The sequence below is a fragment of the Nocardiopsis listeri genome, assembly GCF_020741345.1.
Classification (GTDB): Bacteria; Actinomycetota; Actinomycetes; order Streptosporangiales; family Streptosporangiaceae; genus Nocardiopsis; species Nocardiopsis listeri_A.
The window spans coordinates 1-13,593 of sequence record NZ_DYZD01000466.1 but is presented as its reverse complement, the minus strand read 5'-3'; the positions used below and the strand labels follow the sequence as shown (position 1 = coordinate 13,593).

General features: G+C 70.4%; 11 protein-coding genes and 1 pseudogene. 4 read left to right on the top strand and 8 right to left on the bottom strand.

All coding sequences use genetic code 11. The annotated features are described in order from the left end of the window. From K8V84_RS25360 to K8V84_RS25350, 3 genes and pseudogenes are all read right to left on the bottom strand, one after another. Positions 1–239: pseudogene (locus tag K8V84_RS25360) on the bottom strand (hypothetical protein); the annotation flags it as partial. Positions 240–402: 163 nt separating this feature from the next. Next, the gene (locus tag K8V84_RS25355) at positions 403–1,083 is read right to left on the bottom strand and encodes an ABC transporter ATP-binding protein (RefSeq protein ID WP_304079357.1); all 681 of its coding nucleotides are present in this window, start codon (positions 1,081–1,083) and stop codon (positions 403–405) included. Further along, entirely contained in the window at positions 1,080–2,177 is a 1,098-nt protein-coding gene (locus K8V84_RS25350; protein ID WP_304079355.1) for an FtsX-like permease family protein, read from the bottom strand. The genes K8V84_RS25355 and K8V84_RS25350 overlap by 4 nt, the downstream gene beginning before the upstream one ends. A gap of 186 nt (positions 2,178–2,363) precedes the next feature. Between K8V84_RS25350 and K8V84_RS25345 the strand changes: the two genes are divergently transcribed. Then, entirely contained in the window at positions 2,364–3,635 is a 1,272-nt protein-coding gene (locus tag K8V84_RS25345) for a sensor histidine kinase (RefSeq protein WP_304079352.1), read from the top strand. After that, positions 3,632–4,285 (top strand): response regulator transcription factor, encoded by a 654-nt coding sequence (locus tag K8V84_RS25340; protein WP_304079349.1) that lies wholly within the window; start codon positions 3,632–3,634, stop codon positions 4,283–4,285. The genes K8V84_RS25345 and K8V84_RS25340 overlap by 4 nt, the downstream gene beginning before the upstream one ends. Before the next feature lie 101 nt (positions 4,286–4,386). Here K8V84_RS25340 and K8V84_RS25335 read toward each other — a convergent pair whose 3' ends face one another. After that, positions 4,387–5,580 (bottom strand): FAD-dependent monooxygenase, encoded by a 1,194-nt coding sequence (locus K8V84_RS25335; RefSeq protein WP_304079346.1) that lies wholly within the window; start codon positions 5,578–5,580, stop codon positions 4,387–4,389. A 105-nt stretch (positions 5,581–5,685) separates the two neighbouring features. Between K8V84_RS25335 and K8V84_RS25330 the strand changes: the two genes are divergently transcribed. Then, on the top strand, positions 5,686–6,447 hold the full coding sequence (locus K8V84_RS25330; protein WP_304079342.1) for a TetR/AcrR family transcriptional regulator: 762 nt from the start codon (positions 5,686–5,688) through the stop codon (positions 6,445–6,447). 76 nt (positions 6,448–6,523) lie between these two features. Here the strand turns inward: K8V84_RS25330 and K8V84_RS25325 are convergent, their stop codons facing one another. The 4 genes from K8V84_RS25325 to K8V84_RS25310 form a co-directional block, all read right to left on the bottom strand. Beyond that, a complete protein-coding gene (locus tag K8V84_RS25325) occupies positions 6,524–7,492 on the bottom strand; it encodes an arsenic resistance protein (RefSeq protein ID WP_304079339.1) in 969 nt (322 codons plus the stop codon). Positions 7,493–7,576: 84 nt separating this feature from the next. Continuing rightward, positions 7,577–9,823 (bottom strand): glycoside hydrolase family 3 C-terminal domain-containing protein, encoded by a 2,247-nt coding sequence (locus K8V84_RS25320; protein ID WP_304079336.1) that lies wholly within the window; start codon positions 9,821–9,823, stop codon positions 7,577–7,579. Beyond that, positions 9,820–10,449 (bottom strand): TetR/AcrR family transcriptional regulator, encoded by a 630-nt coding sequence (locus K8V84_RS25315; protein WP_304079333.1) that lies wholly within the window; start codon positions 10,447–10,449, stop codon positions 9,820–9,822. Before K8V84_RS25315 ends, K8V84_RS25320 begins: the two co-directional genes overlap by 4 nt. 258 nt (positions 10,450–10,707) lie before the next feature. After that, on the bottom strand, positions 10,708–11,376 hold the full coding sequence (locus K8V84_RS25310; protein WP_304079330.1) for an enoyl-CoA hydratase-related protein: 669 nt from the start codon (positions 11,374–11,376) through the stop codon (positions 10,708–10,710). Between the two features lie 497 nt (positions 11,377–11,873). Here K8V84_RS25310 and K8V84_RS25305 point away from each other — a divergent pair, with 497 nt between their 5' ends. Next, positions 11,874–13,286 (top strand): MFS transporter, encoded by a 1,413-nt coding sequence (locus tag K8V84_RS25305; protein WP_304079328.1) that lies wholly within the window; start codon positions 11,874–11,876, stop codon positions 13,284–13,286. Positions 13,287–13,593: the final 307 nt, after the last annotated feature.

Genomic DNA, 13,593 nt, shown 5'->3' with positions numbered 1-13,593 from the left:
AGCCCGAAGTGGTCGGTGGGGTCCAGCCGGTCCACGAGCCCGTGCAGGGCCTCGATCACCCCCTCGATGCGACGGTCCTTGGTCATCGACCCGCTCCGATCCACCACCACCTGCAGGGTGGCCGGCGGGCGCGCCCGGCCGGGCGCGCGTTCGGGCGCCTCGACCTCCAGGAGGACGAGCACCGAGTCGGGGGTGTTGAGTGCGACGACGTCGAATTCCGGCCGAGCCGACATCTTCATGTGACCGCTCCAGGGTTTTCGGCTGGGAACCAAGCCTAGGGAGACGGGCCGCGCGGCGAGGTGTACTCCCGTGTCCGAAAGCGGCCACGGACGGTCACCACCGGCCCCACGTCCCCTCAAGGGCCCCTCGTGCGTCGCGGTCTCGCGGGCCCGCCCCCTCCGGTCAGGTCCGGTCCAGCACCGACAGTCGGCCGTCGCGCATCTCCAGTACCCGGCCGGCCGCGCCCAGGTACTCGGTGTCGTGCGTGACCAGCAGGGTCGCCACGTCGAACGTTCGGGTCGCCTCCGACACCAGGTCGATGATGGCCGCGCCCCGCTCGTGATCGAGCGCCGCCGTGGGCTCGTCCACCAGGAGCGCGCTCGGCCGCCCCGACAACGCGCGGGCGATGTTCACACGCTGACGCTCACCGCCGGACAACCGGTGCGGGTGACGATGTTCCTTGCCGGCCAGTCCCACGGCGGCCAGGGTCTCCATCGCCGAGGCCCGCGCGCGGTGCGGCGACCGGGCCCGCATGTGTTCGGTGACCAACAGCTGCTCCAACACGGTCAGCGACGAGATCAGGTTCGGCTGCTGGAACACGATGCCCACCCGGTCCAGCCGTAGCCGGGTCAGCTCACGGGGACGCAGCCCCGACGTGTCCACGTCGCCCACGACCACCCGGCCCGCATCCGGCCGGATCAGGGTGGCGGCCACCGCCAACAGGCTCGACTTGCCCGACCCCGAGGGGCCGATCACGGCGGTCAGCTCACCCGGAGCCACCTCGACCGACACCCGGTCCAGGGCGGTCACCGTCCCATCGCCATCGGGGTAGGTCAGTGTCACATCGTTCAGTTCAAGGCTCATCGGACGCCTCCCAAGGCGGTCAACGGGTCGACGGAGGTGATACGGCGAACGGCCAGGACCGCGCCGAGCATGCCCAGCACGACCATGGCGATCACCGGCCCGACCGTGGTGGTCACGGTCAGGGAGAACGGCAGCACCGAACCGGCCAGGGCGCCCAGGCCCACACCCACGGCGCCACCGACGGCGGTGCCCGCGGCCAGCACGATCAACGCCTGGGCCAGGGCGTCGCGCAGCAGGTACCGGGTGGACCCGCCCAGCGCCTTGAGGATCGCGATGTCCCCGCTGCGCTGGATCGTCCACACGGTCAGGAACGCCCCGATCACCAGCGCGGAGATGGCGTACAGGAATCCCTGCATGGTGACCAGCGAACTGTTCTCGGAGGAGAACGAACCGATCGCGCGCAGGCTGTCCGACAGGTCGGTGGTGACCGTGTCGGCCTCCGTGTCCGCCTGGTCGATCGCCTCGCTCAGGGACACGTCGGAGGCCACCACACCGGCCACCGGCGCGTCCTCGCCCTCGGCGTGCCGCACCCGCGGGTCGATCCCGCGCCAGGTGTCGATATCGGTCCACACCGCGGGGGTGTGGCTGTAGGACTCGGTGGGGACGACCCCGTCCACGGTCAGCTCGGTTCCGCCCATGGTGACGGTGTCGCCCTCGGCGACCCCGAAGTCCTCGGCGATCTCCTCGCTCACCACCAGGCCGTCCATGCCGGTCAGGCCCTCGGGCGCCAGTCGGCCTTCGGCGGGCACGCCGAACAGGGCCACGGCGGTGCCGTCACCGTCGTCGAACTCGACCCGGCTCTGGGTGATGCCCACAGGCTCAGCCCACTCCACCCCCTCGGTGGCGGCCCAGGTGTCGAGCTGGGTCCGGGTGACGGTGCTGTCGGCGTAGGACTCCTCCGGTTCGCCGTCTCCGGACGTGCCGAACGAGACGTGGGTGGCGGGCAGGTTCTTGATCGCGGACGTGGACTGGTCGGCCAGCCCCGCGGTGAGCCCCGACAACAGGACGATCAACAGGGTGATCAGCGCGACGACGGAGCCCATCAGCGCGAACCGCCCCTTGGCGAAGCGGATGTCACGAAGGGCGACGAACACGGCGGCCCTCCTTTCCGGGAGACACGGGCGGTGCGACGGGCACCGCCTTCGACGTACCTCCAGACTCCCCGGGCGCAAGATCATCGACATCGGGTGAACGGAGCGTCCTCGGGGGCGGCGAGGTGGAGCGAGAACTCCATCGAACGGTTGATGCCGCCGTACGCGTGCGCGTCGTACGCTGCGGTGATGCGATACGGCGGAGGGTGGGCGGCCGAGCCGCCAGGGGTGACGACGGTGTTGCGGGTGCTGCGTCTGCTCCTGCACGCCTGCTTCCTGTTCCTGCTGGGCGTGGCCACGTCCCGCTATCTGTTCGGCGTGCTCGGGCACGGCTCCCCGGCCATGGAACCCGCCCATCCGGGGTGGACCCGGTGGGCGGTGGTGTGCGGCGCTGTCCTGCTGGGCGTGGTCTACTGCTCCGGCGCGCTGGCCGCCAGGCACGACGTCCACCGCATCCGATCCCTGGTGTGGCTGGCCGCCGTCACCGTGTTGTGGGCCCTCCTGGCCTGGGCCGACCCCGACTTCGTGTGGCTGGCCTTCCCCCTGTACTTCCTGCACCTGAACCTGCTGCGCGGGGCGCACTCGGTGATCGCGGTCGTGGTCATCACCGCGACCGTGGTCCTGGGTCAGGTCCTGCACACCGGTGACCTCACCGCCGGAATGGTCCTGGGCCCGGTCCTGGGGGCGGTGTTCGCCGTGGCGATCGCCGTCGGGTACATGGCCCTGCACCGCGAGAGCGAACGGCGCCGGGAACTCATAGAGACGCTCACCCGGACCCGTGACGAACTCGCCGAGTCCCAACGACGCACCGGCGTGTTGGACGAGCGCGAACGCCTGGCCCGGGAGATCCACGACACCCTCGCCCAAGGCCTGTCCAGCATCGTCCTGTTGTTGCGCTCCGCGGAGAACGCCCTGCCGGAGGATCCCGACCTGGCCGCCACCCGTATCGCCGAGGCCCGAGAGAGCGCGTCCGGCAACCTCGCCGAGGCGCGCGGGTTCGTGCGCGACCTGGCGCCTCCCTCCCTCACCGGGGCCGACCTCCCCGAAGCCTTGAGGCGGCTCTGCGCCAAGGTCGCCCGCACCGACGGCATCGACTGTCGGCTGCGCACGGACGGCACGCCCATCGAACTACCCTCGGGGTACGAGGTGGCGTTGCTTCGCGCGGCCCAGGCCAGTCTCGCCAACGTCTCCGCGCACGCCCGCGCCACCACCGCCGTGGTCACCCTCGGCTATCTGGGGGAGGAGGTCACCCTGGACGTTTACGACGACGGGGTGGGTTTCGTGCCCGAGGAGATCCGCACCCGGGACGACGGCAGCGGATACGGGCTCACCGCGCTGCGCGAACGCGTGGCCGCCCTGGGAGGTGGGTTGCACGTGGAGTCCGCGCCCGGCGAGGGCACCGTCATCGCCGTCCGACTACCCCTGACCCGGGAGACGACTCCGTTGGAGGAGGACCGGTGACCACCGAAGAGGGCACCTCGCGCCTGCGCATCCTGCTGGTGGACGACCACCCCGTCGTGCGCCACGGGCTCAAGGCGATGTTCGCCGAACGCGCGGACATGGACGTGGTCGCCGAAGCGGCCGATGGACAGGCGGCGCTGGACACGCTCCGATCCGGGACGAGCGTGGACGTCGTACTGATGGACCTGCGCATGGGGGCCGGCATGGACGGGGTCACCGCCATCCGCGCCGTCACCGCCCTGACCGACCCGCCGCCCGTACTGGTGCTGACCACCTACGACACCGACGCGGACATCCTCGCCGCGGTGGAGGCGGGTGCCACCGGATACATGCTCAAGGACGCTCCACCGGACCAGCTGTGCGAGGCGGTGCACACCGCCGCGCGCGGGCAGACCGCGCTCGCCCCCGGCGTGGCCGACCGCCTCATGAACCGGTTGCGTTCACCGGTCCCGACGCTGAGCGGCAGGGAGTTGGAGATCCTCGGGTTGTTGGCCCAGGGACTGTCCAACCGGGCGATCTCCAAACGGCTGTTCATCAGTGAGGCGACGGTCAAGACCCACCTGGTGCACGTGTTCGAGAAGCTGGGCGTGGACAACCGGACCGCCGCCATCACCACCGCACTGCGCCGAGGCCTCATCCGCGTGGACTGATCTCCCCCTTCGCCTCGGCGGTCCCGCCGAGGTCGGCGTACAGCTTCAGGGGGCTCCCGGGGAGTCGGGGTCGGCCGGTACCGGCGGCCGAGCGCGCGGTGTCATCGGGGTGCGCGGGTGAGCAGTGCCGGGTAGTCGCACAGTTCGACCGCGTGGGCGAAGTCGTCGGTGGACTTCATCAGGGCGTCGCGCGACCACCGGTACCGGAACAGGGCGTTGCGTGCGCGGATCCCCATCCGGGTGCGTGGTGCCAGGAAACGCCCGGCATCGCTCTTGCGCGCCACCCGGGCGTAGCCGGACATGACCTGGTCGTAGGCGGCGAACGCCACGCGATGGTCACCGTCCGCGGCGATCAGTTCCCCGGCCAGCACGTAGGCGCCCACCACGGACAGCCCGCTGCCGAAGCCACCCAGCGTGTTGCCGTAGGCGGCGTCGCCGACCAAGGCGACGCGGCCTCGGACGAAGGAGTCCATCTCGACGCGGGAGAGCGTGTCCAGCCGGAGCTCCTCGGCCCGGGACAGGGCGGCGACGAGGTCGGGCACCTTCCATCCCGCCCCCGTGTAGGCCGACGCCACGAAGCGTTTCCGTTCGGCCATGTCGGCACCTCGGTCGTGTGGTCGCTCGGAGGCGAAGACGAAGAAGGTCGGCGCTTGGGGGCCGCCCACCGACACCATCCGGCCGGGCTCGTTGTACATCAGGCCGGTATCGATGGCCGGGTCGAGGAACGAAAGGTCGGGGAGGTCGGCGAGCGCGTAGTGGTATCCGAGGAAGCGCACGTGTTCCTCCTCGGGCCCAAAGGCGAGCCGCCGCACGTTCGAGTGGATGCCGTCGGCCCCGACCACCAGGTCGAAGGTCCGCGGCTCGGCGTGCTCGAAGGTGACGTGGACCCCGTCCGGCTCCTCCCGCAGTGACGTGATGGAGTCGTCGAACAGGTAGGTGCAGCCCGGGCCGACGGAATCGTGCAGGACCGTGGCCAGTTCGCCTCGCTCGATCTCCAGGTCGCCGCCGGTGAACTCGCCGGGCAGGGTGGCGACAGGAGCGCCGTCGGCGGTCACGAAGTCCACGTCGGTGCCGCCGGTCTGCAGGGCGCGAAGTCGTTCCAGCACGCCCATGCGTTCCAGGACGTGGAGTTGTCGGTCTCCCTTGAAGTCCACGTTCTGGCCGCCCGAACGCACGGACGGTGCGTGTTCCACGACGGTGACCTCGGAACCGTACCTGGTGAGCCAGTGGGCGACGGAGCCCCCGGCGATGCTCGCTCCCGAGACCAGGACCCGGGTTCCCTCGATGTTCGGCATGGCGCCCCTTCTTTTGTGTCCTGTGGATACAGTTTCTGCCAGAAGCAATTAGTATCTGGTAGACACGGTTTTGACAAGGGCGTATCCGAGTGAGGGAGGGCATCGGTGTCGGAACCGGCGAAGGAGCGGGCGGGCGGGCACGAGAGCGTGGCGGCCTTGCTGTGGGGGCCGCCCCGGGTGCCGAGCCGAGGGCCACGGCCCAAGCTCTCCCTGGACCGCATCGTCGATACCGCGATCACGCTCGCCGACGCCGAGGGGATCGACGCGGTCTCCATGCAGCGAGTGGCCTCCGATCTCGGTTACACGAAGATGTCGCTGTACCGGTACGTGTCCCGGCGCGACGAGCTCCTCGCGCTGATGACCGACACGGCGTACGGTCCGGCCCCGCGGATCGGTGGACCCTCGCGCGGGTGGCGGGACGGACTGCGTGACTGGGGGATGGCGATGTGGCCGGTGCTGGGGGCGCACCCCTGGCTGTTGCGCACCGCCGTCGGGGCCAGGGTGATGGGTCCCAACGAACTCGCGTGGACCGAGACGGCGCTCGAAGCACTCTCCGGGACCGGGCTCGGCGGCGCGGAACGGCTGGACGCGGTGGTGCTCGTCGCCGGACACCTGCGGAGCCTCGCCCAACAGGTCCCGTTCCCCGAGACGGGCTCGGGGAACGGGACCGAGGCGCAGATCGCCCGGGTGATGGCTCCTCTCCTGGCCGAACACGGAGACCGCTACCCCGAGGCTCGGGCCGCCTTCGGCGCGGCCGAGGGCAGGGACTCGGCCCTGGAGTTCGGGCTGCGGTGCATCCTGGACGGTCTGGAACACCGGATCGGCCGATCCGCCCCCGAGGGTGCGGGAGGCCAGGCGCCCGGGTGATGGCGAGTGTCGGCGAGCGAGGGACGTTCCGCCTTGCCCAGGCCCGAGCCTTCGACGTCCTCGCGCGGGTGCGCCGTCAGCGCCGGGTGGCGGTGTCCCGGTCGCGCACCCGTACGATCTGGCTGAGCACGGCCAGCACCGGCAGTTCCAACAGCGGGCCGACCACCAGGGCCACCGCGATCAGCGGACGGTCGGGGAACGCCGCCACCGCGATCGCCAGGGCCACGGGGGAGTTGCGCGCCACGGTCGTCATGGTGAGCGTGACCTTCTGGTCGGTGGGCAGCCGGAGCAGCCGGCTCACCCCCACCGCCACCAAGGGCATGACCAGGAAGAACGCCGACAACGGAAGCAGAAGGACCGCCAGGTCGCCCAGGTGCGCCATGACCGTGCGGGCCTGTCCGGCGAACATGGCGAACACCGCCACGTACAGCAGCGGAAGCACCGATGCCGAAGCCCCCGTCACCAGCCTTTCGTCCCGCCACTCGGCGCCCTTCCAGCGCAGGGCCGAGGAGCGGGCCACCACCGCCAGCACCAAGGGCACCACCAGGACCAGCAGCACCGCCTCCACCAGGGTTTCGGAGTCGACCATCGCCGCCTCCCCGCCCAACAGCAGGATGTAGACGGGCAACAGCAGTAGCTGGAGCACCAGGTTCACCGGTAGAACGGCGGCGGCGACCCCCATGTGGCCCCGTGCCAGGCCGGTGAACACCAGGTACCAGTCCGTGCACGGGGTGACGAGCAACAGGAGGAGCCCGATCCGCAGGTCGGGGGAGTCGCCCAACGGGCCGGCCCCGAGCGCCCACGCGAACAGCGGGGTGAACACGAAGTTGAGCACCAGACCGGCGACCACCACCGTGCGAGCGCTGCGCACCTGGCGGACCTGGGCGGCGTCCACCTGGACGAACACCGCGACCAGCATGAGCATCAGTGCGGGCAGGACGAGGTGCCCGACCACCTCACCGATCGACCACAACAGGCCGACGCACAGCCCGAGCACGGCGGCGAGCGCCACGAACACGCTCTGGAACTTCTCTGAGGTGGACACGCTGTGGCTTTCCGGACGGTGGAGCGAGTGGATTTCCCACCCACGCTAGTGGACCGTCACAGGACCATCACTCGCCCGGTACGTTCAGCCGGTGACCTCTCCGCGCTCGATCGCCGCCCGCCTGCGTGCTTCCACGTCCGCGACCAGCAGGTCCACCATCTCCTCCGTCACGCCCAGCTCGAACGTGGACAGCGCCACGATCGGCATCGAGTCGGCCATCCGCAACAGCTCCTTTGGAACCGAGTCCAACTCCTCCATCCCGGCCTGGATCTCGGCCAGCACCGGCCCACCGATCGCGTTCGCGCGCCAGTCCTCGATGGTGGATCGCCTGGTCAGCGGCGGCACGAACCGATCCCCGATGCTGACGATCTCGCCGCTCAACCGAATATCCCGAGAGGACGCCCCCACCGACACCGTGTGGCTCCCCGCCACCAGGGACCACCGCTGGTGTTCGGTATCCCACGTGGACAGGTCTCGCCCGCCGACCGCCAACTCCACCCTCGCGCTCTCACCGGGCCCCAAGGCCACCTTCGCGAATCCGCGCAGCTCCCGCACCGGCCGGGTCGGATACTCCTGAGCCGTCCCCGTGTACAACTGGGCGACCTCCTGTCCGGCCCGCGTACCGGTGTTGGTGACGGTGAACGCCACCGTCCACGCGTCCGTCCCGTCCTCGGAGATCTCCAGGTCGGAGTAGTCGAACGTCGTGTAGGTGAGCCCGAACCCGAACGGGTACGCCACCGGCCGATCCAGGGTGTCGAAGTGCCGATACCCCACGAACACCCCCTCGCCGTAGCGCACGTGTCCGTGTTCGCCGGGGAAGTTCAGGTAGGAGGCGTGGTCGCTCAGCTTCAGCGGGATGGTCTCCGTGAGCCGCCCGGACGGGGAGATCGCGCCGGTCAGCACGTCCACCGTGGCCGCGCCGCCCTCCTGCCCCAGCAGCCACCCCTCCAACACCGCGTCGGCGTCGTCCTGCCAGTCGGCCACCGAGACCACGCCGCCGTTGGACAGCACCACCACGACCCGCTCGCTCACCCGTCGAATCCGGGCCAACAGCTCGACCTGCTCGGCGGGCAGATCGATGTCGGTGCGGTCGAACCCCTCGGACTCCAGAGCCTCCGGCAACCCCAGGAACAGCACGGTGGTGTCGGACCCCTGTGCCAAGGCCACCGCCTCATCGGCCAGTTCCGGCGCCGCCGTCCCGTCCAGGGTGAACCCGGGAGCGAACCGCACCGGAAACTCCTCGGCCGCCTCATCGAACGCGTCCAACGCGCCGGTCACCCGGGTCGGCACCATGTGGGAGGACCCCCCGCCCTGGTAGCGCGGTGTGCGGGCGAACTCGCCCACCACCGCGATCGACCGGCCCGGAACCAGAGGCAACGCCCCGTCCTCGTTCTTCAGCAGCACCAGCGCCTCGGCCGCCGCCTCGCGTGCCAAGACCTGGTGGGCCTTGTGCCCGGGTGAGCGGGAGGTGTCGGTGGCCACCCGGTCCTGCACCCGCCCCAACCGCTCCACCACGGTGTCCAGCACCGACTCGTCCAGTTCGCCCCGGTTCACCGCGTCGACGATCCGGTCGTCGGTGCCGGTGGGCGGCATCTCCAGGTCCAGACCGGCGCGCACCGCCTCGACCCGGTCGACCACGGCCCCCCAGTCGGAGACCACCGCGCCCTCGAACCCCCACTCCTCGCGCAGCAGCGTGGTGAGCAGCCACGGGTCCTGGCCGGTGTACACCCCGTTGAGCCGGTTGTAGGAGCACATCACCATCGCCGGGTCGGTGGTGCGGATGACCTCCTCGAACGCGGGCAGGTAGATCTCGCGCAGGGTGCGCTCGTCCACGTCGGAGCTGGACCGCATCCGGTCGGTCTCCTGGTTGTTGGCGACGAAGTGCTTCACGCACGCCCCCACGCCCTCGGACTGGATGCCCTCCACCAGGGCGGCGGCGATCCGCGCGGTGACGTGCGGGTCCTCGGACACGTACTCGAAGTTGCGGCCGCACAGAGGGGAACGCTTGATGTTCATGCCCGGGCCCAGCAGCACGTCCACGCCCATGGCGCTCGCCTCGGTGCCCAGGGCCGCGCCGACCCGCCGGACCAGGTCGACGTTCCAGGTGGCGCCGAGCCCGACAGCAGGCGGAAAGCAGGTGGCGGGCAGGCTGTCGCCGAGACCGAGGTGGTCGCCCTCCCCCGGCTGCTGACGGATGCCGTGCGGTCCGTCGGCCAGGTGCAGAGGGCGCAGCACACCCGGGATCGGGGTGCTGTGCCAGACCCCGGATCCGGAGGTGGCGGAGGCCTTCGTGGCCAGGTCGGGTGCGGGGCGGGGCGTTTCGGTGCTCATGAGGGCCTTTCGTCAGTGGTGGGGGCCGGGGCCGACGTGGGGATTCCCAGGGTGTGCAGGAAGGAGACGACCGCGGCGCGCATGTCGACGGCGCCGGGGTCGAGGAGCCACTGGACCTGGAGTCCGTCCTGGAGGGCGATGAACTGCGTGGCGGCGACCTCGGGGGTGGGCTCCGGGCGGCCGTCGAGGAGGGCGGCGAACGCCGACGCGAGGTGTTCGCGCAGGACGCGGTAGCGACCGAAGAAGTAGTCGTGGGCGGGGTGGGCGGGGTCCGTGGCCTCCGCGGACAGGTTGACGAAAAGGGAGACCGGCCCGGGGGAGGCGGTGTTGCGTTCCACGAGCTCGACGAGGTTGTCGATGAGTTCGCGGTGGCTCAGGTCCGCGTCCAGGACGAGCGGGGCGTCGATCTCGTCGCGCCTGCTCAAAACGTGTACGAGCAGGGCTTCCTTGTTGGGGAAGTGGTGCAGGACCCCGGCGTGGGAGAGGCCCGAGTGGGCCGCGATGTCGCGGAGGGAGACCGCCCGGTATCCGGAGCGGGAGAAGAGTTCGGCGGCGGTGTCGATGACGTGCCGACGGGTGCGCTCACCCTTGGTCGGCCGTTGCGGCGGGTGCTCTGTGTCGGTCACGGGGCTCTCCTCGCACACGGTGTCGTGGCGGCGGACGATGAACCCGAGGCAGAGGTGTCGTCCCTGTTCACCCCACCTGTCGCGCCGTCGCCGGCCCGCGGAACAAAACCTACCGCCTGGTCAGATTGTGGCGCAAGGCACATATGTCACATTCTCGGCGTGTGCCGCCGGTTCCGCGCGCACTGAAAAAGCCCCTCCCGCCGACCCTCGGGCCGGTGGAAAGGGCTCGGGCGGACCACCGAGGCGAGCGGCGCGCGGTCAGATGACAGGGTCGTCCTGGCGCAGCAGCTCCAGCGCGGGCGCGTACATGCGGGCCTTGATGGTGCCCAGGGTGGTGGCGTCCTTGCCGGCCAGGGAGCGGGCCAGCTCGACGGCGGTGGGGCGCACCTCCTCCTCGGCCACGGCCCGGTCCACGATGGCGGCCTTCGCGGCGTCCTCGCCGCCGTAGCGACGGGCGGTCATCATGGCCTCGTGCGCGGTCTGCGGGGCCAGGCGTGCCTGGATGAGCGCCGACATGGCCGGGGTGAAGGGGATGTTGATGTCGGCCTCGGGCAGGCACCAAAAACCCCGGTCGGCGCGCATCACGCGAAAGTCGTGCGACAGCGAGAACATCGCGCCGGCGGCGAAGGTGTGCCCCTGCAGGGCCGCCACGGTGGGCATCGGCAGGGCCAGCAGACGCCCGAACAGCTGATGGACACCGGCGACGTATTCGTTGTAGCGGTCGCCGTTGGCCATGAGCCATTCCAGGTCCAGGCCGTTGGAGTAGAACTTTCCGGTGGCGGTGGTGACGAGGGCGCGCGGGCCCTCGACCTTCTCCGCCTCGTCCAGGGCGGCGTTGACAGAGGCGATCCAGTCCGGGTGGAAGCGGTTCTCTCCGTCACCGATGTCGAGGACGAAGACCTCGTCGTGGCGTTCGAGCGTGGGCATGGGTGTGCTGCCTTCCTTCGTGGGTCGGACCGTCGGCGACCCGCATGTTACTGACAGGTAACCTATGTTGGCCAGCATAGACCAGGCGGGTCCGCCGAGGCGGCATGACGGCCGCCCTTCGTCCGGATCTCACGGGATCGGCGGGTGCTCGTGGGAACGGATTCCTCGCTCGGGGTCGGTCGGCGAGCCGGGGCGAAGTGGCGATGGACGGTCGGGAGTGTTGTCCACACGATGCGTCCGGAGGTCCTCGCGAGGGCGACCGACCTGCTGATGAACCGTCCCACGGAAAAACAGGTGTCACCGGCCGGCCCGGTTCCCCTACCATCGGTCCCATGTCCGGTGCTTCGAGCGCGGCCGCCTGCGCCGCGGTGACGAGGACGCTCCGCTAGCGGCGGGGCGTTCCTCCACTTCTCCATAGAACGTTCCTCCGCTCGGTCGTCGAACCGGAGCGGCACTCTCGTGCCGCCCGGAACCTCTTTCGAGCAACGGAGCACTCGGTGTCTTCTCACATCCTTTCCGGCCGGGGCGAACCCTCCCCGGCGCGCGCGTGGCCGGTGCTGTGCTGCATGGCCATGCTGCAGTTCTTCATCGCGGTCGACGTGACCGTGGTCAACATCGCCCTTCCCTCGATCGGCGCCGACTTCGGCGTGGGTGGCCACGCCCTGACCTGGGTCGTGGTCGGATACACGATCACCGGCGGCGGGCTTTTGATGCTCGGTGGTCGCCTGGGCGACGTACTCGGCAGGCGCCGCGTCCTCGTGTTGGGCACGACCGTCTTCGGTGCGGCCTCCCTGCTGGCCGGACTCGCCCCGTCGTTCGCCGTACTGGTGGTCGCGCGACTGTTGCAGGGCGTGGGCGAAGCACTCGCGTTGCCGGCGGCGATGTCGGTGATCGTGCTCATGTTCCCCGAGGGGCCGCGCCGGTCCCGGGCGCTGAGCGTGTGGGCGGCGGTCGCCGGTTGCGGCCTCGTCCTCGGCTTCGTGCTCTCCGGCGTCATCACCGAACTGCTCGGCTGGCGCTGGATCTTCCTGCTGTCCGTCCCGTTCATCCTGGTGGTTCTCGTCGCGGCGCTCCTGCTCGTGCCGAGTGAACGATCCACCGAGTCGGTGCCCCTGGACCTGTCGGGTTCGCTGCTGCTGGTGGCGGCCCCGCTGCTGTTCGTCCTCGGTGTGGTCGAGGCGGGCGAGACCGACGGCGCGCTGCCGTGGCTGCCGCCGGTGGCGCTGGTGGGCGCGGTGGTGGCCGCGGCCCTGTTCATCAGGGCCGAGCGCCGTTCCCCGAATCCACTCGTGCCGCTGCGGCTCTTTCGCAATCGACCTCGCGTCCTGGCCAACGCGGCCACGGTCCTGCTGAGCGCGGCCCTGTCCACCTCGTTCCTGTTGTTCACCTTCTACCTGCAGGACAGGCTGGGCGTCGGCCCGTTCCAGGCCGGGCTGCTGATGCTGCCCTTGGCGGTGGCCCTGGTCGTGGTCTCGGTGCTGGTCCCCCGGCTCCTCCAACGATGGGGTGCCCGGGTCTGCGTCCTGACGGGCATCGGATTCACCACGGTGGCGATGGTCTTCATCGCCCTGGCCGCGGCCTTCGGGGCGAGCGGGCCGGTGATGATCCCGGCGATGATGCTGATCGCCGCCGGGATGGGGTTCGGCATCGTCGGACTGCAGTACGTCGCGGTGACCGGGGCGACCGAATCCGACGTCGGGATCGCCTCCGGTGTCCAACGCGCCGCCGACCAACTGGGTGGTTCCACCGGCATCACGGTCTACGTCGGGATCGGGTTCGCGCCGGCCCTGGGCGGCTTCGACCCGTTCCTGGTCAGTAGCCTCCTGGCCATCGTCGGGCTGGTCGTCGCCGGGCTGGTCGTCCGACGGATCTCCCTGCCCGCCGAGATGGCGCGGGAACAGGCCGGTTGATCCCCGGTCCGTGCCCGGCCGGAACCCCGGTCGGGCACGGACCCGGGTCGCTCACCCCCGGCGCCGGCCACCTCACGCGTCCGGTCGCGGTCCGTTCGCGGCGAGTGGTTGGACGGCAGAGCGGGGCCGTACTTGAAGTCAATCAAAGCAGTAGGAAATCCATGGAGCGCGGAATCGGGCGCCCCGTAGGATGTGGCCGTGTCGATCCGACCCGAGCCCGAGAGGTTCCCACCCGAAGGGGATTCGTTGAACGACCGCACCCAGGCCTTCGCAGGACTGACCTAGAACGACCGGGCCCACCGGCCGG

Bases quoted from the DNA above. Each gene is read 5' to 3' on its own strand.
- K8V84_RS25355 (WP_304079357.1), bottom strand. From the start codon at position 1,083: ATGAGCCTTGAACTGAACGATGTGACACTGACCTACCCCGATGGCGAT.
- K8V84_RS25345 (WP_304079352.1), top strand. From the start codon at position 2,364: ATGCGATACGGCGGAGGGTGGGCGGCCGAGCCGCCAGGGGTGACGACG.
- K8V84_RS25335 (WP_304079346.1), bottom strand. From the start codon at position 5,580: ATGCCGAACATCGAGGGAACCCGGGTCCTGGTCTCGGGAGCGAGCATC.
- K8V84_RS25320 (WP_304079336.1), bottom strand. From the start codon at position 9,823: ATGAGCACCGAAACGCCCCGCCCCGCACCCGACCTGGCCACGAAGGCC.
- K8V84_RS25310 (WP_304079330.1), bottom strand. From the start codon at position 11,376: ATGCCCACGCTCGAACGCCACGACGAGGTCTTCGTCCTCGACATCGGT.